Annotated in this window: 18 protein-coding genes, 2 tRNA genes and 1 rRNA gene (1 of these 21 running past the window's edge); 7 read left to right on the top strand and 14 right to left on the bottom strand. The window is 52.2% G+C overall.

The window, feature by feature from the left end; translation table 11 throughout:
* Positions 1 to 102: 102 nt before the first annotated feature.
* A complete protein-coding gene (gene trxA, locus CJP72_RS07860; protein ID WP_001280776.1) occupies positions 103 to 432 on the bottom strand; it encodes a thioredoxin TrxA in 330 nt (109 codons plus the stop codon).
* Between the two features lie 166 nt (positions 433 to 598).
* On the opposite strand from trxA, the gene rhlB reads away from it, so the two are divergent.
* Together rhlB and gppA are read left to right on the top strand one after the other, a co-directional pair.
* Positions 599 to 1,864: an ATP-dependent RNA helicase RhlB gene (gene rhlB / locus CJP72_RS07855; protein WP_162380319.1), complete on the top strand. Its 1,266-nt coding sequence runs from the start codon at positions 599 to 601 to the stop codon at positions 1,862 to 1,864.
* A gap of 6 nt (positions 1,865 to 1,870) precedes the next feature.
* The gene (gene gppA / locus CJP72_RS07850; RefSeq protein WP_162380318.1) at positions 1,871 to 3,358 is read left to right on the top strand and encodes a guanosine-5'-triphosphate,3'-diphosphate diphosphatase; all 1,488 of its coding nucleotides are present in this window, start codon (positions 1,871 to 1,873) and stop codon (positions 3,356 to 3,358) included.
* 10 nt (positions 3,359 to 3,368) lie between these two features.
* Here the strand turns inward: gppA and CJP72_RS07845 are convergent, their stop codons facing one another.
* Positions 3,369 to 4,379, bottom strand: a complete 1,011-nt coding sequence (locus CJP72_RS07845) for a hypothetical protein (protein ID WP_162380317.1) — start codon at positions 4,377 to 4,379, stop codon at positions 3,369 to 3,371.
* 24 nt (positions 4,380 to 4,403) lie between these two features.
* On the bottom strand, positions 4,404 to 6,425 hold the full coding sequence (gene rep, locus CJP72_RS07840) for a DNA helicase Rep (protein WP_162380316.1): 2,022 nt from the start codon (positions 6,423 to 6,425) through the stop codon (positions 4,404 to 4,406).
* Positions 6,426 to 6,541: 116 nt separating this feature from the next.
* Here rep and ppiC (CJP72_RS07835) point away from each other — a divergent pair, with 116 nt between their 5' ends.
* A complete protein-coding gene (gene ppiC, locus CJP72_RS07835) occupies positions 6,542 to 6,823 on the top strand; it encodes a peptidylprolyl isomerase PpiC (protein ID WP_162380315.1) in 282 nt (93 codons plus the stop codon).
* Between the two features lie 49 nt (positions 6,824 to 6,872).
* On the top strand, positions 6,873 to 7,154 hold the full coding sequence (ppiC, locus tag CJP72_RS07830; RefSeq protein ID WP_162380314.1) for a peptidylprolyl isomerase PpiC: 282 nt from the start codon (positions 6,873 to 6,875) through the stop codon (positions 7,152 to 7,154).
* A 95-nt stretch (positions 7,155 to 7,249) separates the two neighbouring features.
* Here ppiC (CJP72_RS07830) and ilvC read toward each other — a convergent pair whose 3' ends face one another.
* Positions 7,250 to 8,725: a ketol-acid reductoisomerase gene (gene ilvC / locus CJP72_RS07825; RefSeq protein ID WP_162380313.1), complete on the bottom strand. Its 1,476-nt coding sequence runs from the start codon at positions 8,723 to 8,725 to the stop codon at positions 7,250 to 7,252.
* Positions 8,726 to 8,892: 167 nt separating this feature from the next.
* Here ilvC and ilvY point away from each other — a divergent pair, with 167 nt between their 5' ends.
* Positions 8,893 to 9,783, top strand: a complete 891-nt coding sequence (gene ilvY, locus CJP72_RS07820; protein ID WP_162380312.1) for an HTH-type transcriptional activator IlvY — start codon at positions 8,893 to 8,895, stop codon at positions 9,781 to 9,783.
* 194 nt (positions 9,784 to 9,977) lie between these two features.
* Here the strand turns inward: ilvY and ilvA are convergent, their stop codons facing one another.
* From ilvA to ilvL, 6 genes are all read right to left on the bottom strand, one after another.
* On the bottom strand, positions 9,978 to 11,522 hold the full coding sequence (gene ilvA / locus CJP72_RS07815; protein ID WP_162380371.1) for a threonine ammonia-lyase, biosynthetic: 1,545 nt from the start codon (positions 11,520 to 11,522) through the stop codon (positions 9,978 to 9,980).
* Between the two features lie 2 nt (positions 11,523 to 11,524).
* Positions 11,525 to 13,375: a dihydroxy-acid dehydratase gene (gene ilvD, locus CJP72_RS07810; RefSeq protein ID WP_162380311.1), complete on the bottom strand. Its 1,851-nt coding sequence runs from the start codon at positions 13,373 to 13,375 to the stop codon at positions 11,525 to 11,527.
* Positions 13,376 to 13,436: 61 nt separating this feature from the next.
* Entirely contained in the window at positions 13,437 to 14,366 is a 930-nt protein-coding gene (locus CJP72_RS07805; RefSeq protein WP_162380310.1) for a branched-chain amino acid transaminase, read from the bottom strand.
* 17 nt (positions 14,367 to 14,383) lie between these two features.
* Positions 14,384 to 14,647, bottom strand: coding sequence for an acetolactate synthase 2 small subunit (ilvM, locus tag CJP72_RS07800; RefSeq protein WP_162380309.1), 264 nt, complete (start codon positions 14,645 to 14,647; stop codon positions 14,384 to 14,386).
* Positions 14,644 to 16,290 (bottom strand): acetolactate synthase 2 catalytic subunit, encoded by a 1,647-nt coding sequence (ilvG, locus tag CJP72_RS07795; protein ID WP_162380308.1) that lies wholly within the window; start codon positions 16,288 to 16,290, stop codon positions 14,644 to 14,646. Before ilvG ends, ilvM begins: the two co-directional genes overlap by 4 nt.
* 139 nt (positions 16,291 to 16,429) lie before the next feature.
* Entirely contained in the window at positions 16,430 to 16,528 is a 99-nt protein-coding gene (ilvL, locus tag CJP72_RS07790) for an ilv operon leader peptide (protein WP_001311244.1), read from the bottom strand.
* Positions 16,529 to 16,878: 350 nt separating this feature from the next.
* On the opposite strand from ilvL, the gene CJP72_RS07785 reads away from it, so the two are divergent.
* The gene (locus CJP72_RS07785; RefSeq protein WP_162380307.1) at positions 16,879 to 18,399 is read left to right on the top strand and encodes a YifB family Mg chelatase-like AAA ATPase; all 1,521 of its coding nucleotides are present in this window, start codon (positions 16,879 to 16,881) and stop codon (positions 18,397 to 18,399) included.
* A 25-nt stretch (positions 18,400 to 18,424) separates the two neighbouring features.
* Here the strand turns inward: CJP72_RS07785 and maoP are convergent, their stop codons facing one another.
* Positions 18,425 to 18,763: a macrodomain Ori organization protein MaoP gene (maoP, locus tag CJP72_RS07780; protein ID WP_162380306.1), complete on the bottom strand. Its 339-nt coding sequence runs from the start codon at positions 18,761 to 18,763 to the stop codon at positions 18,425 to 18,427.
* A 106-nt stretch (positions 18,764 to 18,869) separates the two neighbouring features.
* Here maoP and hdfR point away from each other — a divergent pair, with 106 nt between their 5' ends.
* Complete coding sequence (hdfR, locus tag CJP72_RS07775; protein ID WP_162380305.1) at positions 18,870 to 19,715, top strand: HTH-type transcriptional regulator HdfR; 846 nt, start codon at positions 18,870 to 18,872, stop codon at positions 19,713 to 19,715.
* 116 nt (positions 19,716 to 19,831) lie between these two features.
* On the opposite strand, the gene CJP72_RS07770 is transcribed toward hdfR, so the two are convergent.
* The 3 genes from CJP72_RS07770 to rrf all read right to left on the bottom strand — a co-directional run.
* Positions 19,832 to 19,907, bottom strand: a tRNA-Trp gene (locus tag CJP72_RS07770).
* Between the two features lie 53 nt (positions 19,908 to 19,960).
* Positions 19,961 to 20,037, bottom strand: a tRNA-Asp gene (locus tag CJP72_RS07765).
* Positions 20,038 to 20,091: 54 nt separating this feature from the next.
* Positions 20,092 to 20,152 (bottom strand): 5S ribosomal RNA (rrf, locus tag CJP72_RS26275); it runs 51 nt beyond the window's last position.

Genomic DNA, 20,152 nt, shown 5'->3' with positions numbered 1-20,152 from the left:
GGTATGTTTAATACGAAGTCAACACTAACTTAGCATGACTCAAGCCGGGCGTCCAGTCATCCACCTAATTTAGGATGCCGGTCGCCCGAACATGATATTTCCTTACGCCAGGTTGGCGTCGAGGAACTCTTTCAGCTGACCTTTGGACAGAGCGCCCACTTTGGTTGCAGCTACTTCACCGTTCTTGAACAGTAACAGGGTCGGGATGCCACGGATACCATACTTCGGCGCAGTGCCTGGGTTCTGGTCAATGTTCAGTTTAGCAACCGTCAACTTGCCCTGATATTCGTCAGCGATTTCATCCAGAATCGGGGCGATCATTTTGCACGGTCCGCACCACTCTGCCCAGAAATCAACGAGGATCGCCCCGTCCGCTTTGAGTACATCCGTGTCAAAACTGTCGTCAGTCAGGTGAATAATTTTATCGCTCATATATAACTCCACAGGAATAAGCCTGGCATGTTGGTTCAGGATGTGTCGCTCAGGGCCACCATCACTCACAATTGAGGGACGCAGCCTTCAAAACCAACTAAAGGTTGACTTTATTTCACCGGATACGCTTTCGTAAAGCAATAGTAAGCTGATATTCTACCACACTATGAGCAAAACACATTTAACAGAACAGAAGTTTTCCGACTTCGCCCTGCATCCTAAGGTGATAGAAGCCCTTGAAAAAAAAGGGTTTCATAACTGCACGCCCATTCAGGCACTGGCCCTCCCGCTAACGCTGGCAGGTCGTGATGTTGCAGGGCAGGCGCAAACCGGTACCGGGAAAACGATGGCGTTTCTGACGTCAACGTTTCATTATCTTCTCTCTCATCCCGCGATTGCCGATCGCAAAGTGAATCAGCCGCGCGCGCTAATTATGGCGCCGACACGCGAATTAGCCGTGCAGATCCACGCTGATGCGGAGCCTCTGGCTCAAACGACCGGCCTGAAGCTAGGTTTGGCTTACGGCGGTGACGGTTACGACAAACAGCTTAAAGTGCTGGAAAGCGGCGTCGATATTCTGATCGGCACCACAGGTCGTCTGATCGACTACGCGAAACAGAATCATATCAACCTTGGCGCTATTCAGGTCGTCGTGCTTGATGAAGCCGATCGTATGTACGATCTGGGCTTTATTAAAGATATCCGTTGGCTGTTCCGCCGTATGCCGCCAGCCACTCAGCGTCTGAACATGTTGTTCTCTGCTACCCTCTCTTACCGTGTTCGTGAACTGGCTTTCGAGCAGATGAACAACGCCGAATACGTTGAAGTTGAACCGGAACAAAAGACGGGTCATCGCATTAAAGAAGAGCTTTTCTACCCTTCTAATGAAGAAAAGATGCGTTTACTGCAAACGCTGATCGAAGAAGAGTGGCCAGATCGCGCCATTGTTTTTGCGAATACCAAACATCGTTGCGAAGAGATCTGGGGTAGCCTTGCCGCTGATGGTCATCGCGTAGGTCTGTTGACCGGCGACGTGGCACAGAAAAAGCGTCTGCGCATTCTCGATGAATTTACCCGTGGTGACCTTGATATTCTGGTTGCAACTGACGTTGCGGCGCGCGGTCTGCACATTCCAGCGGTGACACACGTCTTTAACTACGATCTGCCGGATGACTGTGAAGATTACGTCCACCGTATCGGCCGTACAGGTCGTGCTGGCGCAAGCGGTCATTCCATCAGTCTGGCCTGCGAAGAGTACGCATTGAATCTGCCAGCGATTGAGACCTACATTGGTCACTCTATTCCGGTGAGCAAATACAATCCGGACGCGCTGATGACCGATTTGCCTAAGCCATTGCGTCTGACGCGTTCGCGCCCTGGTAACGGGCCACGCCGCACTGGCGCACCTCGTAACCGTCGTCGTTCAGGTTAAGAAAATATGCTCAGCTCCACCTCGTCGCTTTATGCAGCTATCGATCTCGGTTCCAATAGTTTTCATATGCTGGTTGTACGCGAGGTGGCAGGAAGCATCCAGACGCTTACCCGCATCAAGCGCAAGGTGCGTCTGGCTGCCGGGCTGAACAGCGATAATACACTTTCCGTAGAAGCAATGGAGCGCGGCTGGCAATGCCTGCGTCTATTTGCTGAACGCCTGCAAGATATTCCCCAACCGCAAATCCGCGTGGTCGCAACAGCAACATTACGTCTTGCAGTCAATGCGGGTGAGTTTATTGCCAAAGCACAAGATATTCTCGGTTGTCCCATTCAGGTTATTAGCGGTGAAGAAGAAGCCCGTCTGATTTATCAGGGGGTCGCCCATACCACCGGCGGCGCTGACCAGCGTCTGGTTGTCGATATCGGCGGAGCCAGCACTGAAATGGTTACCGGTACCGGAGCGCAAACCACCTCCCTGTTTAGTTTATCGATGGGTTGCGTTACCTGGCTTGAGCGTTACTTTACCGATCGTAACCTGGCGCAGGAAAACTTTGATGAGGCGGAAAAAGCCGCACGCGAAGTGCTGCGTCCCGTTGCTGACGAGTTGCGTTATCATGGCTGGAAAGTGTGTGTGGGTGCTTCTGGCACAGTGCAAGCGCTACAAGAAATCATGATGGCGCAAGGCATGGATGAGCGTATTACGCTGGCGAAGCTTCAACAGTTAAAGCAGCGCGCCATTCATTGCGGTCGTCTGGAAGAGCTGGAAATTGAGGGGTTAACACTCGAACGCGCTCTGGTATTCCCAAGCGGTCTGGCCATTCTGATCGCCATTTTCACCGAACTGAACATTCAGTGCATGACCCTTGCCGGCGGCGCCTTACGTGAAGGTCTGGTCTACGGGATGCTACACCTCGCCGTTGAGCAGGATATTCGCAGCCGCACGTTGCGTAACATTCAGCGGCGATTTATGGTCGATACTGAACAAGCAAACCATGTCGCAAATATTGCGGTCGCTTTCCTCGGTCAGGTGGAGAATGAGTGGCATATTGAACCGATCAGCCGCGAAATATTGATAAGTGCCTGCCAGTTACATGAGATTGGGTTAAGCGTCGATTTCAGGCAAGCGCCGCAACATGCGGCCTACCTGGTGCGCAATCTTGATTTGCCCGGCTTTACGCCTGCGCAAAAGAAATTGTTGGCAACGCTATTATTAAATCAGACCAACCCTGTCGATCTCTCCTCTCTCCACCAGCAAAATGCGGTTCCTCCGCGCATGGCAGAACATCTTTGTCGCTTACTGCGACTGGCCATTATTTTTGCCAGCCGTCGACGCGACGATCTGGTGCCGGAAATTGTCTTGCAAGCACAGAATGAAAATCTGACATTATTCCTCCGTGAAGGCTGGCTTGCGCATCATCCGCTGGGCAAAGAACTTATTGATCAGGAAAGCCAGTGGCAAAGCTATGTCCACTGGCCGCTGGACGTTCGTTAACAGCGATGGACTACCTCAATTCACTGGCAGAAACCCATCCTACTGTCACATTCTGTGTCACCGGATGGGTGTAGCGAACAAAGGAATAACCAGCGTACGCAGGCCGATTCAACACCTGAACGTTATCACCAGCAACAATGAATGTATTCTCTCCACGGGGACAGACTTTATCTGGCGCATCATAGAAATAGAGGCGCTGTTGCTTGTTAGCAACCTCCCGCATTACAAACTCGCTGGCGGAAGGATTTTCTACTCCGGATTTCAACCTGGCATCGTTGCAAACCTGCTCTTTTGTCACCAGCATATCTTCTGGAAGCCAGCCTTCTGTAGTTTGCTTCGTTTTGGGATTGATATAGCGGCTCCAGACAAAGCCATTATTTCGTCCCCAGGACAGTGCATAAACCTTATCGTTGTTAACAAGAAATGCCTGAACAGCGCAGTGTTTATTAGGTGACCAATAAAAGGGTTGCCGTTTTTGAGAATACTTCACATAGCGCTCGCTGGAATCACCTGCAATTTCAAAAGGATTAGGGTAGAAACCGCCAGTGGGATCATCGCTCATGTTCTGATTCGCCTGATAACATTGTTCATCTAATGCACGACAGGAGCGATATTCTTGAGCGGCAGTCGAATCAACAGAAAGTTTCTCCGGTTGGTCTGGATCACGGCTTTCATCCCATAATTCTCCCGTCTTAGGATCATACACTACCCACCCATAATGACCTGCCCCAGGTGCTGAATCTATTTTCCTCTCACGCTCATTCGTGATTTGAATAAATTCCAGCCCCTTACGATCATCATGGTGTTCAATAAGAAAACGAAGATCTTCAGGTCGTGGATGCTCTTTGGCAATCCAATATTGATTAGAACTTGCCAGGAACTTTTTAAGAGAAAGACTGCAATTCCTTACAGGTTGAGCCAAAGGGCTTTGGCTCAAGGTAACGTTCGTAATTTCTGCACCAAAGACGGGATAAACCACTAATGTGGTAAAAAACGAAATAGTTAAAGCCACTAATTTCATACAAACGTCCTTATTCGCTTCAACTTATTGTCCTTTTGCTTTCGCCATCATCGCTTTCAAATTTGCCAGATGGTTCTGCCCTTTCTGCATCCGTTCTTCTGCACTCACCACTTTACGTTCCTGTTCCCACACCAGATCATCCTGCGGCAGCTCTAACAGAAAACGACTCGGCTCCGGGCGCACCAGCTCGCCATACTGACGGCGTTCTTTGCACAACGTGAAGATAAGCTCTTTCTGTGCACGCGTGATCCCAACGTAGGCCAGACGGCGCTCTTCATCGATATTATCTTCATCAATACTGCTCTGGTGCGGCAGGAAGCCCTCTTCCATCCCCACCATAAAGACGTACGGAAATTCGAGGCCTTTTGAAGCATGCAGCGTCATCAGTTGAACCTGATCTAACTCCTCTTCACTTTCGCCACGTTCCATCATGTCGCGCAGGGTGAAGCGCGTCACCACCTGGGTAAGCGTCATCGGTTCATCAATTTCACTGCCTTCCAGCATCTCCGTCATCCAGCTAAACAGCTGGTTGACGTTTTTCATGCGCATCTCAGCGGCTTTTTGGCTGGGCGAAGTTTCATACAACCAGGATTCGTAGTCGATTCCGTGAATGAGGTCGCGTACCGCTGCAATCGGTTCACGCTCCGCCAGGCGCTGGATTTCGCCCAACCACTGCGTAAAGCGAGTGAGTGAATCATACCCACGCCCGGTCAGTGTCTGGCTAAGCCCCATATCAAAGCTGGCGGTAAACAAACTCTTGTTGCGGGTCATCGCCCATTCACCCAGTTTTTGCAGGGTGGCCGGGCCGATTTCACGTTTTGGGGTGTTCACAATGCGCAAAAACGCGCTGTCATCATCCGGATTGGTCAAAACGCGCAGGTAGGCAAGCAGATCTTTAATCTCAGGACGGGAGAAGAACGACGTGCCGCCAGAAATTTTGTACGGGATCCGGTTCTGCATCAGGAATTTTTCAAATACCCGCGACTGGTGATTCCCGCGGTACAGAATGGCGTAATCCTTGTATTCGGTTTTATTCACAAAGTGATGGGCGATAAGTTCACCCGTGACGCGCTCGGCTTCATGCTCTTCATTGTTCGCGCTCAACACTTTAAGCTCGGCGCCATAACCCAGCTCAGAAAAGAGACGTTTTTCAAAGACATGAGGATTGTTAGCGATGAGAATATTCGCCGCCTTCAGGATACGCCCGGAGGAACGGTAGTTCTGCTCGAGTTTAATCACCTGCAAAGCCGGGAAATCCTGGCTCAGCAGCACCAGGTTTTGCGGGCGGGCGCCGCGCCAGGAGTAGATGGACTGATCATCATCCCCCACCACTGTAAAACGTGCGCGCTGGCCCACCAACAGCTTAACCAGTTCGTACTGACTGGTGTTGGTGTCCTGATATTCATCCACCAGCAGATAGCGAATTTTATTCTGCCAGCGTTCTCGCACCTCTTCATTACGTTGCAACAGCAGCGTGGGCAGCAGGATCAGATCATCAAAATCCAACACGTTACATGCCTTCATATGCGCATCGTACAAGCCGTAGCAGTGAGCAAAAATGCGCTCCCGCTCGCCCTTCGCGCTGGCCGCTGCCTGCGCCGGGGTTTTCAGATCGTTTTTCCAGTTGGAGATCGTCGAGATCAGCTGTTGCAGCACCACTTTATCGTCTTCGATCAGCCCTTCAGTCAGATCCTTCAACAACGCCACCTGATCGGTGTCATCGAATAGCGAGAAGTTGGATTTCATCCCCAGCGCGGCATATTCCCGCTTGATGATATCCAGCCCCAGCGTATGGAAAGTGGAAATCATCAAGCCGCGCGCTTCTTTACGTCCCAGCGTTTGCCCGACACGCTCTTTCATCTCACGCGCCGCCTTGTTGGTAAAGGTCACCGCAGCAATGTGGCGCGCCTGATACCCACAGCCACGAATAAGGTGGGCAATTTTGTTAGTGATAACGCGTGTTTTACCAGAACCCGCCCCCGCCAGCACCAGGCAAGGTCCGGTGACAAATTCGACGGCATGTTGTTGTCCGGGGTTCAAACGCATAGGGGGATTGCTCAATCTATAAACACGGGGATGTGGATTGTAGCAGAAAGTCAGGCTGAGATTTACCCGTCAAATGGTAAAGTGTTGGACGGCAATCCTATGATGAGAACGACCCTATGGTTAAGAGCGCGGCAGCCCTGCATATCCTGGTAAAAGAAGAGAAACTGGCTCTCGAGATCCTGAGCAAACTGGAGCGCGGTATCAGTTTCGATCATCTGGCAAAACGTTACTCCCGCTGCCCTTCCGGGCGCAATGGCGGCGATCTTGGCGAATTCAAACAGGGGATGATGGTGGGGCCATTTGATGCCGCAGTGTTTAGTATCCCGCTGCTTAAACCCTACGGACCGGTAAAAACCAAATTTGGCTACCACATCATCAAAGTGCTGTATCGACGGTAAGCCATGCTAAAATTGCGAGCCTTATAGACCCCCTTTTGAAGGCACGATCATGGCAAAAACAGCAGCAGCAGTGCATATCCTTGTTAAAGAAGAAAAACTGGCATTAGATATTCTTGAGCAAATTAAAAATGGCGCCGACTTCGGCAAGCTGGCGAAGAAGCACTCAATCTGCCCGTCAGGTAAACGTGGCGGTGACTTAGGCGAATTCCGTCAGGGCCAGATGGTTCCAGCCTTCGATAAAGTGGTTTTCTCCTGCCCGGTGCTGGAGCCAACCGGTCCACTGCACACGCAGTTTGGTTACCACATCATTAAAGTGCTGTACCGTAACTAATAAAAAAGCCCGGTGGCGGCTAACGCCTTACCGGGCCTACAAAATGGCTGTAACATTGTAGGTCGGGTAAGCTATGCGCCACCCGACTTTTTATCTTAACCCGCTACGGCAATACGTTTCATATCGGTCATATAACCGCGCAGTTTCTGACCCACTTTCTCGATTGCATGGCCACGAATCGCTTCATTCACATCACGCAACTGCGCGTTGTCGACTGCACCGTCAGCAATCGCTTTGCCCAGGTCGCCCGGCTGAATTTCAGTCATGAACGATTTCAGCAGCGGTACGCAAGCGTAAGAGAACAGGTAGTTACCGTATTCTGCGGTATCAGAGATAACCACGTTCATTTCATACAGACGCTTACGGGCGATGGTGTTCGCAATCAGCGGCAACTCGTGCAAGGATTCGTAGTAAGCCGACTCTTCGATGATGCCGGAATCCACCATCGTTTCGAATGCCAGCTCAACGCCCGCTTTCACCATCGCGATCATCAGAACGCCTTTATCGAAGTACTCCTGCTCGCCGATTTTGCCTTCATACTGCGGCGCGGTTTCAAACGCGGTTTTGCCGGTCTCTTCACGCCAGGTCAGCAGTTTCTTATCGTCGTTCGCCCAGTCAGCCATCATGCCGGAGGAGAATTCACCGGAAATAATGTCATCCATGTGCTTCTGGAACAGCGGCGCCATGATCTCTTTTAACTGCTCGGAAAGCGCGTAAGCACGCAGTTTCGCCGGGTTAGAGAGGCGGTCCATCATCAGAGTGATGCCGCCCTGTTTCAGCGCTTCGGTGATGGTTTCCCAGCCGAACTGAATCAGTTTTTCAGCGTATGCCGGGTCGGTCCCTTCTTCCACCAGCTTGTCGAAACACAGCAGAGAACCAGCCTGCAGCATGCCGCACAGAATAGTCTGCTCACCCATCAGATCAGATTTCACTTCCGCAACGAAGGAAGATTCCAGAACGCCCGCGCGGTGACCGCCCGTTGCCGCAGCCCAGGCTTTAGCGATGGCCATACCTTCACTTTTCGGATCGTTTTCCGGGTGAACCGCAATCAGGGTTGGAACACCGAAACCACGTTTGTACTCTTCACGAACTTCAGTACCTGGGCACTTCGGCGCCACCATCACGACGGTGATGTCTTTACGGATCTGCTCGCCCACTTCGACGATGTTGAAGCCGTGGGAGTAACCCAGCGCCGCGCCCTCTTTCATCAGCGGCTGCACGGAGCGCACAACGTCAGAGTGCTGTTTGTCTGGCGTCAGGTTAACCACCAGATCCGCCTGCGGGATCAGATCTTCGTAAGTACCGACTTTGAAGCCGTTTTCGGTCGCTTTACGCCAGGAAGCGCGTTTCTCAGCAATCGCTTCTTTACGCAAGGCATAAGAGATATCCAGACCGGAGTCACGCATGTTCAGGCCCTGGTTCAGACCCTGAGCGCCACAGCCGACGATGACCACTTTTTTACCCTGAAGGTAGCTTGCGCCATCGGCGAATTCGTCGCGCCCCATAAAGCGACATTTACCCAGCTGTGCCAGCTGCTGGCGCAGGTTCAGTGTATTGAAGTAGTTAGCCATGGTGAACTCCGTGATGTTGTGTTGTCGTGCTTTCTTGTTAGGTTCGCTTGCCGTGTCATTGCAAGAGAGAATGCACTCACTATATGACAGGAAATTTATTGCGGAAATTGATATATTCACAACGTCACGTTGCAATTTCTGCAATGTAAAAGAGTGGAGTGCGATCTGTGGATTTACGCGATCTGAAAACCTTCCTGCATCTGGCGGAGAGCCGCCATTTTGGCCGCAGCGCGCGGGCGATGCACGTCAGCCCCTCGACGCTTTCCCGGCAGATTCAGCGCCTGGAAGAAGATCTCGGCCAACCGCTGTTTGTGCGCGATAACCGCACCGTGACGCTGACCGAAGCAGGTGAAGAGTTACGCGTTTTTGCCCAGCAAACCTTGCTGCAATATCAGCAACTGCGCCACACCATTGACCAGCAGGGACCGTCGCTCTCCGGCGAATTGCATATCTTCTGCTCGGTGACCGCCGCCTATAGCCACCTGCCGCCGATTCTCGACAGGTTTCGGGCGGAACATCCATCGGTAGAAATTAAGCTCACCACCGGTGATGCCGCCGATGCGATGGAAAAAGTGGTTACCGGCGAAGCGGATTTGGCGATTGCGGGGAAACCGGAAACGCTGCCTGGCGCAGTGGCATTTTCAATGCTGGAAAATCTGGCGGTAGTGCTGATCGCCCCCGCGTTGCCCTGCCCGGTGCGTAATCAGGTCTCGGTAGACATCCCGGACTGGTCGACAATTCCATTTATCATGGCCGACCAGGGACCGGTACGCCGCCGTATTGAGCTGTGGTTTCGGCGCAACAAGATCAGCAATCCGTTGATTTACGCCACCGTGGGTGGTCATGAAGCGATGATCTCAATGGTCGCGCTCGGCTGCGGTGTGGCGCTGCTGCCGGAAGTGGTGCTGGAAAACAGCCCGGAGCCGGTGCGCAACCGCGTGATGATTCTTGAGCGCAGCGATGAAAAAACACCGTTCGAACTTGGCGTATGCGCACAAAAAAAGCGGCTGCATGAGCCGCTGATTGATGCGTTTTGGGCGATTTTGCCGAACCATTAACCCCATGCAGGATGCATTGTAGGCCTGATAAGCGAAGCGCCATCAGCCGGGGTTTTGCCGGATAGCGGCGCAAGCTGCAAACGGCGTGTAGGCCTGATAAGCGAAGCGCCATCAGGCGGAGTTTTGCCGGATAGCGGCGCAAACTACAAACGGTGTGTAGGCCTGATAAGCGAAGCGCCATCAGGCATCCCGTCCTAACCCGCCAAAAAGAACCTGAATGCCGGGTTATGCGTCTCATCGTGACAGTCATAACCCAGCTCGTTCAGACGCGTTTCGAAATCCGGCTCGTGCTCGCCTAACTCAAACGCCGCCAGCACCCGACCATAGTCAGTGCCGTGGCTACGGTAATGGAACAGGGAAATATTCCAGTGCGTACCCAGCGTATGCAAGAACTTAAGCAGCGCGCCCGGCGATTCGGGAAACTCAAAGCTGAATAGCCGTTCCTGTAACGGCTTGGACGGACGTCCGCCAACCATATAGCGAACGTGCAGTTTCGCCATTTCGTCATCGGAGAGATCCACCACGCTATAACCACCGTCATTGAGCAGTTGCAGAATCTCTTTACGCTCTTCCAGACCACGGCTCAGGCGTACACCCACGAAAATGCAGGCATCTTTAGCATCGGCAAAGCGGTAGTTGAACTCGGTGACTGAACGCCCACCGAGCAACTGGCAGAACTTGAGGAAGCTGCCCTTCTCTTCCGGGATGGTCACCGCCAGCAGGGCTTCGCGCTGCTCACCCAGTTCGCAGCGTTCGGAAACGTAGCGCAGACCGTGGAAGTTGACGTTGGCACCGGAAAGAATATGCGCCAGTCTCTCGCCACGGATATTGTGCTGGGCGATATACTTTTTCATCCCCGCCAGCGCCAGCGCACCGGACGGTTCTGCCACCGCACGCACATCTTCGAACAGATCTTTCATCGCCGCGCAGATAGCATCGCTGTCGACAGTGATGATGTCGTCGAGATACTCCTGGCACAGACGGAAGGTTTCATCGCCAATGCGTTTGACGGCTACGCCTTCAGCAAACAAACCTACACGCGGCAGGTCGACCGGATGACCGGCTTCCAGTGCCGCCTTCAGGCAGGCGGAGTCTTCAGCTTCGACGGCAATCACTTTGATTTGCGGCATCAGTTGTTTGATAAGCACCGCCACGCCTGCCGCCAGACCGCCGCCACCGACCGGCACAAACACCCGGTCCAGATGCGCATCCTGTTGCAGTAGCTCCAGCGCCAGCGTGCCCTGGCCGGCAATCACCATCGGATGATCAAACGGCGGCACCCAGGTAAAACCTTGCTGCTGCGACAGCTCAATCGCTTTGGCTTTCGCTTCATCAAAATTGGCACCGTGCAGCAACACTTCACCGCCGAAACCACGCACAGCATCGACTTTGATGTCGGCAGTGGCGGTTGGCATAACAATCAGCGCTTTTACACCTAATCGCGCCGAAGAGAACGCCACGCCTTGCGCATGGTTTCCTGCGGATGCGGTGATCACACCCTGCGCTTTCTGTTCTTCCGTCAGACCCGCCATCATGGCGTAAGCCCCGCGCAGCTTGAAACTGTGCACCGGCTGGCGGTCTTCGCGTTTCACCAGGATCACGTTATCAAGGCGCGACGAGAGTTTTTCCATTTTTTGCAGCGGCGTGACCTGCGCTGCTTCGTAGACCGGTGCGCGCAGCACCGCTCTGAGATACTCGGCACCCTCAGGGGTGCCGGACAGGGGTTGCGAGTCAGCCATCATTAACCCCCCAGTTTCGATTTATCGCGCACAGCACCTTTGTCGGCGCTGGTCGCCAGGCTGGCGTAGGCACGCAGGGCAAAGGAGACCTGACGTTCACGGTTATTCGGCGTCCAGGCTTTATCACCACGGGCTTCCTGCGCCTCACGACGTGCCGCAATTTCCTGATCGCTCAGCGTCAACTGAATGCCGCGGTTCGGGATGTCGATTTCAATCAGATCGCCATCTTCGATGATCGCGATGTTGCCGCCGCTCGCCGCTTCTGGAGAAACGTGGCCGATAGAAAGACCGGAAGTGCCGCCGGAGAAACGGCCATCGGTCACCAACGCACAGGCTTTGCCAAGGCCCATTGATTTCAGGAAGGTGGTTGGGTAGAGCATCTCCTGCATCCCCGGGCCGCCTTTCGGACCTTCATAGCGGATAACAACCACATCGCCTGCGACCACTTTGCCACCGAGAATGGCTTCTACCGCCTCATCCTGACTTTCATACACTTTGGCCGGACCGGTGAATTTCAGAATGCTGTCGTCCACGCCGGCGGTTTTCACAATGCAGCCGTTTTCCGCGAAGTTGCCGTACAGTACTGCCAGACCGCCGTCTTTGCTGTACGCATGTTCCAGCGAACGGATACAGCCTTCGGCGCGATCATCATCCAGCGTATCCCAACGGCACTCCTGCGAGAATGCCTGAGTGGTGCGGATACCCGCAGGCCCTGCGCGGAACATGGTTTTCACCGCATCATCTTTCGTCAGCATGACATCGTATTGATCGAGCGTCTGCGGCAGAGAAAGTCCGAGTACGTTTTTCACTTCACGGTTCAGCAAACCGGCGCGATCCAACTCGCCAAGAATACCCAGAACGCCACCAGCGCGGTGCACGTCTTCCATATGGTATTTCTGCGTACTTGGCGCCACTTTACACAGCTGAGGTACCTTGCGGGAAAGCTTGTCGATGTCACTCATGGTGAAGTCGATTTCCGCTTCCTGCGCCGCCGCCAGCAGGTGAAGTACGGTGTTAGTGGAACCACCCATCGCGATATCCAGCGTCATGGCGTTTTCGAATGCCGCTTTGCTGGCGATATTGCGCGGCAGGGCACTTTCGTCGTCCTGCTCGTAATAACGTTTGGTCAGCTCAACAATGCGGGAACCGGCGTTGAGGAACAGCTGTTTACGGTCGGCGTGCGTCGCCAACAATGATCCATTGCCTGGCTGTGACAAGCCCAGCGCTTCGGTCAGGCAGTTCATCGAGTTGGCGGTGAACATCCCGGAACAAGAGCCGCAGGTCGGGCAGGCTGAACGTTCAATCTGATCGCTTTGCGAGTCGGAGACTTTCGGGTCAGCCCCCTGGATCATCGCATCGACCAGATCCAATTTGATGATTTGGTCAGAGAGTTTGGTCTTCCCGGCTTCCATTGGGCCACCGGACACGAAAATCACCGGAATGTTGAGGCGCAAAGAGGCCATCAGCATGCCCGGGGTGATTTTGTCGCAGTTGGAGATGCAGACCATGGCGTCTGCGCAGTGGGCGTTGACCATGTACTCGACAGAGTCGGCAATCAGCTCGCGAGACGGCAGTGAATAAAGCATCCCCCCATGACCCATTGCGATACCATCATCCACCGCAATGGTGTTGAACTCTTTGGCCACACCGCCTGCCGCTTCGATTTGTTCGGCAACCAGTTTACCGAGGTCGCGCAGGTGCACATGGCCCGGCACAAACTGAGTAAACGAGTTTACAACCGCAATAATAGGCTTACCGAAATCGGCGTCGGTCATCCCGGTTGCGCGCCACAATGCGCGGGCCCCCGCCATGTTGCGCCCGTGAGTGGTGGTGGCAGAACGGTACTTAGGCATGCTTTTTTACTCCCAGTGTCTGTCTGTTAAATGGGACGGTGCGTGCCGTCCCATTTTTTAATTATTGATTAACATGATCCAACCAACCCCATTTATCTTCCGTTTCACCGGTAAAGAGGCCAAAGAATGCTTGCTGGATACGTTTGGTGACCGGGCCACAGCGGCCTTCCCCCACCTGGATGCCATCTACGCTGCGAACAGGGGTGATTTCTGCTGCGGTTCCGGACATAAACACTTCATCCGCCAGATAGAGCGATTCACGGGACAGCACTTGCTCACGCACTTCGATATCCAGCTCTTTTGCCAGTTTGATGATCGCATCACGAGTAATCCCCGGCAGTGCGGATGAGGTGAACGGCGGGGTGAACAGAATGCCATCTTTCACTTCAAACAGGTTCTCGCCTGCGCCTTCAGAAATGTAGCCGTTCACATCCAGCGCAATCCCTTCCTGATAACCGTGGCGACGCGCTTCGCTACCCACCAACAGAGAAGAAAGATAGTTACCGCCAGCTTTTGCCGCGGTCGGGATGGTGTTCGGCGCAACGCGGTTCCAGGAAGAAACCATCGCGTCAATACCCTGATCCAGTGCTTCAGCGCCCAGATAGGCTCCCCATGGGAACGCGGCAATGATCACATCAGTGGTGTATCCCGGAGGCGGGTTAACGCCCATCCCTACATCGCCCACAAATACCAGTGGGCGGATATACGCGCTGGTCAGATTGTTTTTGCGGATAACCGCGCGACAGGCTTCCATTAACTCATCAACGCTCTGAGAAACCGGGAAACGATAAATTTTTGCTGAGTCGCGAAGGCGCTGCATGTGTTCGCGATGGCGGAACACCACTGGTCCTTTGTGAGAATCGTAGCAACGGATCCCTTCAAACACTGAGGTACCGTAGTGCAGCGCGTGGGACATTACGTGAACTTTCGCATCTTCCCAGCGAATCATCTCGCCATTGGACCAAATGTAATCAGCTTTTTTCGTCGTCATTTTTCTTCCTTTTGCGCTCAGGCGCGGATCTGTTGTGATGTGGTTGTGCTCTGGCAAATGGCAACATGTGCAACGTCTACCAGTTTGCTTAACTGACTAAACAGTAAGTCGACTGACCGTGGGCTGGCAACGGTCAATTCGATATTTATATTCTGCGCATCGCTGGCGGTTTCCATATTCATAGAACACACCTGAAAACCGCGATGGCGTACCACACGTAAAACACGCTCTAACGTTTCCGGGCTGAAGCGCGCCGCCACATTGACCTGATGTTGCATCATGATAATTTCTCCAGCATTTCTGAGTTACTGGCACCGGGCGGCACCAGGGGCCAGACATTCTCAAGTTCGTCGATTGAGACATGAAGCAGGTAAGGCCCCTCGCTGTTCAGCATGGTGTCGAGTGCCGCTTCAACCTGGTCTTTACGGGTGATGTGTTGGCCAGGAATGCCAAAGGCGCTGGCTAACATAAGGAAATCGGGATTATCGGTAAGGGTGGTTTCGCTATAACGTTCCTGAAAAAACAGTTGCTGCCATTGTCGCACCATCCCCAAACGTTGATTATCGAGTAAGACGATTTTCAACGGTAACTGCTTGCGTTTTACGGTGCCCAGTTCCTGCACATTCATCATGAAGGAACCGTCACCGGAGATACAGATAACGGTGTCATCCGGTCGCGCCACCTGTGCGCCCACCGCCGCAGGCAGGCCAAAGCCCATCGTGCCCAGGCCGCTGGAGGTGATAAAGTTTTCCGGGCGGGTATAGGTCATATGCTGTGCCGACCACATCTGATGTTGACCGACATCCGTCGTCACGACGCTGTCTGCCGGTTTACGATCTGACAATTGTTTTAACAACAACGGGGCATAGATAGCGTCACCAGGGTGGTCATAGCGCCAGCAATGCTCAGCGCGCAGTTCGGCGCAATACTGACGCCAGGCGTCAATGTTTAACGACTGCTGCAGAGCAGGCAGCAGTGTGTTCAAATCGCCCTGAAGCGCAACGTGCGCCTGACGCAGTTTGTTCATTTCTGCAGGGTCGATATCCATGTGGATTACGCCGGCATTGGGTGCGAAGGTATTCAGCTTGCCGGTCACCCGGTCATCAAAACGCGCACCGACAGCCACCAGAAGATCGCATTCCTGCACCGCAAAGTTTGCCGCTTTCGTGCCATGCATCCCCAGCATGCCAAGATAATACGGATAGTCTGACTCGACAGCGCCAAGCCCTTTCAACGTGCAGGTGACTGGCATGCGGGTCACATCGAGAAATTCACGCAACGTGGTTACCGCCTGCGCCATCCCCACGCCTCCCCCGACGTACAGCACTGGCTTTTGCGCTTGCGCTATCATTCGACGCGCTTGCTCAACCTCAGCGCCCGGGAACGTAACTTCATTTTTCACGGTGGAAAAATAGGGCTCAAGAGAACCGCTGGCCAACTGGATATCTTTAGGGATATCAACCAGGACAGGTCCCGGTCGTCCTGAATTCGCTATCCTGAAGGCGTCAGCCATGATGCGTGGTAATTCTTCCAGCGACGGCACCAGGAAACTGTGTTTGGTACAGGCCAGGGACAGCCCTAACACATCCACTTCCTGAAAAGCATCGGTGCCAATGAAGGGTGCAGAAACCTGTCCCGTGATGGCAACAACGGGAACGGAATCTAAAAGCGCATCAGCCAGACCGGTGATCAAATTGGTCGCCCCGGGTCCGGAGGTTGCGATACAGACGCCGGTTTTACCGGTCGAACGAGCATACCCGATAGCAGCCATCACAGCCCCCTGCTCATGTCGGCACAATAAGTGTTCCACGCCGCCGTCATACAACGCATCGTAAACCGGCATAATTGCGCCACCAGGATAACCAAAAACGGTTTTAACACCCTGTGCCCGCAAAGCATGTACTACCCATTGCGCCCCATTCATAGTTACTTCCCCGCCATAAATTTGGAGAAACAGAATTTTATGCTGATATTCATTTCCTGCTCCTCAGTTATGTTTTTAAGGTCAAAAAAAACCCCCGGACCTTTCGGTGCGGGGGTCTTAGTTCGTTAAGGCTTGATTTCTAAGCCTTTCCTCGTCCAAGTGCAGCCCCGCACGGTGGGATAATAATCACCACCACGCTAATCACGACCAGGCTAATCACTCGTAGAAGGGCTGTCATTTTCGGTTATTCTTGCATCTTGTTCGAAGGAATGCCTAAAGAGTTATCATAGATTTCACAAATAGCACAAGATATTTTTATTCTCTTTTTTCTGACACAGCTAACGGTTTAGTAAAAACGTATTGTTTTATATAAGAAAAGTAAAAAATGAAAATATTTCATTTTCGTTCCCACTGAATAACCATTTTCCCTCGAAATCTCGCTTATTTTCCCTTTTGCGAACCGCATTCCAATCATCACTCTTTCTTTTCAAAGTTGCACAAACTTTCATGAATCAGCTGCCAAAAAACGTTATTTAGCAAAACATTGCCGCCATTAACTTCGACATAATAGCTACATCAGGAGGAATTATGTCACTTTCAATTGTTCACACTCGCGCCGCCCTTGGCGTTAATGCGCCCCCTATAACGATTGAGGTCCATATCAGCAATGGTCTTCCCGGTTTAACCATGGTGGGATTACCTGAAACCACAGTAAAAGAGGCTCGAGATCGGGTGCGCAGCGCCATTATCAATAGTGGGTATGAATTTCCGGCGAAGAAAATCACGATCAACCTCGCCCCGGCCGATCTCCCTAAAGAGGGAGGGAGATATGATTTACCTATCGCTGTCGCTCTTCTGACCGCATCAGAACAGCTTACAACGCACAAACTTGGCGAATATGAGTTAGTAGGTGAATTGGCGCTTACAGGGGCGTTACGCGGCGTTCCCGGCGCGATTTCAAGCGCCACAGAAGCGATTCGTGCTGGCCGGAGGATTATCGTCGCCAGTGACAATGCCGCTGAAGTGGGTTTAATCAGTGGAGAAGGGTGCCTGATAGCCGATCATTTACAATCCGTCTGTGCATTTCTGGAGGGTAAACATGATCTTGAAAGGCCTGTAACACGGGATGTGGATTCCGGCGCATCATCGGATGACCTCAGTGATGTCATTGGCCAGGAACAAGGAAAGCGAGGACTAGAAATTACTGCAGCGGGTGGTCATAACTTGCTACTGATAGGACCTCCTGGAACCGGAAAAACAATGCTTGCCAGTCGCTTAAATGGGCTGCTTCCACCACTCAGCAACGAAGAAGCATTGGAAAGCGCAGCGATTCTCAGTCTGGTAAATTCCGATACCGTACAAAAGCACTGGAAGCAGCGCCCATTTCGTTCACCTCACCATGGTGCATCATTAGCTGCCATGGTCGGTGGTGGCTCAATACCCGCCCCAGGCGAAATCTCGCTGGCGCATAATGGCATTCTGTTCCTTGATGAACTACCTGAATTTGAACGGCGTACACTGGACGCACTGCGGGAACCCATTGAGTCCGGGAAAATTCATCTTTCCCGCACGCGAGCGAAAATTACTTATCCAGCGCGTTTCCAGTTGATTGCTGCTATGAATCCCAGCCCCACAGGTCACTATCAGGGAAATCATAATCGCTGCACTCCTGAGCAGACGCTGCGCTATCTCAACCGCCTATCCGGCCCCTTTCTCGATCGTTTTGATCTTTCACTTGAGATACCACTCCCGCCCCCAGGCATTCTCAGCAAACCGATAACCAAAGGAGAAGATAGTTTTACGGTTAAACAGCGTGTTATCGCTGCTCAGGAACGCCAATACAAACGACAGGGGAAACTAAACGCGCAAATGAGTAATCAGGAAATTCGAAAGTACTGCAATCTGCACAGTGATGATGCACATTGGCTTGAGGAAACGTTGCTGCAGTTGGGGTTATCCGTACGCGCCTGGCAACGACTGCTGAAAGTTGCACGTACAATTGCCGATATTGAGCATACAGACAGTATTAAACGACAGCACTTACAAGAAGCAGTCGGCTACCGAGCAATAGACAGACTGCTCATTCATCTGCAGAAACTGCTGGCATAAAAAAAGGGCAAAATGCCCTTTTTTATTAATCGTCAGATTCGGTGTAATCTTCAGCACCTTCCATCTGCGGTTTGCCACCAGACAGCGTATGGAAACGCTTGGGACGCTTGATACGCGTCATGTATTTAGACCAAACGCGTTCAGCCTCTGTAACAGGTTCACGTTCGCCACGACATACCGCGACAAACAGTTTTTCTTCTTCTGTGACTGGCTCACGTTTACCCAGATCCAGCTCATTAAAGGCATAACCATAACGTTCAAGCAGTTGTGCCTCTTTGATGGTGAAATCACCATGACGAGAGAATCCACGAGGATAATATTTATTGTCGAAATATCGATTAGTCGTCGTAAAGCTTTCCGCCATCCTGCACGCTCCTAATTCTTTGGCCGAGCTATTTATGGCGCGGAGTATTAGTTACGCTTGACAGAGTGTAAAACAAAAGATTTAAATCATAACGACAAATAATTTTGTGGAGCACATTGTGGATACGGAATTGTTGAAAACTTTCCTGGAAGTGAGTCGGACACGCCACTTTGGTCGTGCAGCTGAAGCACTCTATCTGACTCAATCAGCAGTAAGTTTTCGTATTAGACAACTGGAAAATCAGCTTGGTGTGAACCTGTTCACTCGCCACAGAAACAATATCCGTTTAACTGCGGCCGGAGAGAAGCTTCTGCCTTATGCAGAAACACTGATGAACACGTGGCAAGCTGCACGCAAAGAAGTCGCTCATACGTCACGGCATAATGAGTTTTCTATCGGTGCCAGCGCTTCTCTTTGGGAGTGCATGCTAAATGACTGGCTGGGGCGGCTGTACCAGTCTCAAGACCCGCAAAACAGTCTGCAATTTGAGGCCAGGATCGCTCAGAGACAGTCGTTAGTTAAACAACTCCATGAGCGCCAGTTGGATCTGCTGATTACCAGTGAAGCGCCCAAAATGGACGAATTTAGTAGCCAGCTTCTCGGCCACTTCACACTCGCGCTTTACAGCACGACGCCATCACGAACAAAAGACGAGTTGAATTACTTACGTCTTGAGTGGGGTCCAGACTTTCAACAACATGAAACAGGATTGATTGCGAGTGATGAAGTCCCCGTACTCACAACCAGTTCAGCAGAACTCGCACGCCAGCAGCTTTCTCCCCTCAACGGTTGCAGTTGGCTACCGGTGACCTGGGCCAAAGAGAAAGGTGGACTTCATACGGTTACAGATAGCTCTACACTTTCAAGGCCGTTATATGCCATATGGCTACAAAATAGCGATAAAAATGCGTTAATTCGCGATCTTCTAAAAACAGACGTACTGGAAGATTAAGGTCGTAGGATCGGGCAAGGATGCCGGGTGAAATACAATAACAGGCTGTGTGAGCACTACTTTTAGGCAAATTTCAGACAAAAAAAATCCTTAGCAAAAATGCTAAGGATTATTTCTGGCAGGGGCGGAGAGACTCGAACTCGCGACACCCGGTTTTGGAGACCGGTGCTCTACCAACTGAGCTACGCCCCTAAATCTTCTTATCATTAAGCCTGCTAAAGTAGCAGGCTTAATTTTCTAATAAGTGGCGGAACGGACGGGACTCGAACCCGCGACCCCCTGCGTGACAGGCAGGTATTCTAACCAACTGAACTACCGCTCCACCGAATTTTTCCACAACCACTGATTTTTATATCAGCTTACTGCTTAATTTGATGCCTGGCAGTTCCCTACTCTCGCATGGGGAGACCCCACACTACCATCGGCGCTACGGCGTT

The sequence above is a fragment of the Citrobacter sp. NCU1 genome (assembly GCF_010231475.1).
GTDB lineage: Bacteria > Pseudomonadota > Gammaproteobacteria > Enterobacterales > Enterobacteriaceae > Citrobacter_D.
This window is presented reverse-complemented; position numbering and strand designations above follow the sequence as displayed.

Bases quoted from the DNA above. Each gene is read 5' to 3' on its own strand.
- trxA (WP_001280776.1), bottom strand. From the start codon at position 432: ATGAGCGATAAAATTATTCACCTGACTGACGACAGTTTTGACACGGAT.
- ilvA (WP_162380371.1), bottom strand. From the start codon at position 11,522: ATGGCTGACTCGCAACCCCTGTCCGGCACCCCTGAGGGTGCCGAGTAT.
- maoP (WP_162380306.1), bottom strand. From the start codon at position 18,763: ATGGCGGAAAGCTTTACGACGACTAATCGATATTTCGACAATAAATAT.
- CJP72_RS07805 (WP_162380310.1), bottom strand. From the start codon at position 14,366: ATGACGACGAAAAAAGCTGATTACATTTGGTCCAATGGCGAGATGATT.
- rep (WP_162380316.1), bottom strand. From the start codon at position 6,425: ATGCGTTTGAACCCCGGACAACAACATGCCGTCGAATTTGTCACCGGA.
- ilvM (WP_162380309.1), bottom strand. From the start codon at position 14,647: ATGATGCAACATCAGGTCAATGTGGCGGCGCGCTTCAGCCCGGAAACG.
- ilvL (WP_001311244.1), bottom strand. From the start codon at position 16,528: ATGACAGCCCTTCTACGAGTGATTAGCCTGGTCGTGATTAGCGTGGTG.
- CJP72_RS07785 (WP_162380307.1), top strand. From the start codon at position 16,879: ATGTCACTTTCAATTGTTCACACTCGCGCCGCCCTTGGCGTTAATGCG.
- ilvD (WP_162380311.1), bottom strand. From the start codon at position 13,375: ATGCCTAAGTACCGTTCTGCCACCACCACTCACGGGCGCAACATGGCG.
- ilvG (WP_162380308.1), bottom strand. From the start codon at position 16,290: ATGAATGGGGCGCAATGGGTAGTACATGCTTTGCGGGCACAGGGTGTT.
- ppiC (WP_162380314.1), top strand. From the start codon at position 6,873: ATGGCAAAAACAGCAGCAGCAGTGCATATCCTTGTTAAAGAAGAAAAA.
- ilvC (WP_162380313.1), bottom strand. From the start codon at position 8,725: ATGGCTAACTACTTCAATACACTGAACCTGCGCCAGCAGCTGGCACAG.
- ppiC (WP_162380315.1), top strand. From the start codon at position 6,542: ATGGTTAAGAGCGCGGCAGCCCTGCATATCCTGGTAAAAGAAGAGAAA.
- rhlB (WP_162380319.1), top strand. From the start codon at position 599: ATGAGCAAAACACATTTAACAGAACAGAAGTTTTCCGACTTCGCCCTG.
- gppA (WP_162380318.1), top strand. From the start codon at position 1,871: ATGCTCAGCTCCACCTCGTCGCTTTATGCAGCTATCGATCTCGGTTCC.
- CJP72_RS07845 (WP_162380317.1), bottom strand. From the start codon at position 4,379: ATGAAATTAGTGGCTTTAACTATTTCGTTTTTTACCACATTAGTGGTT.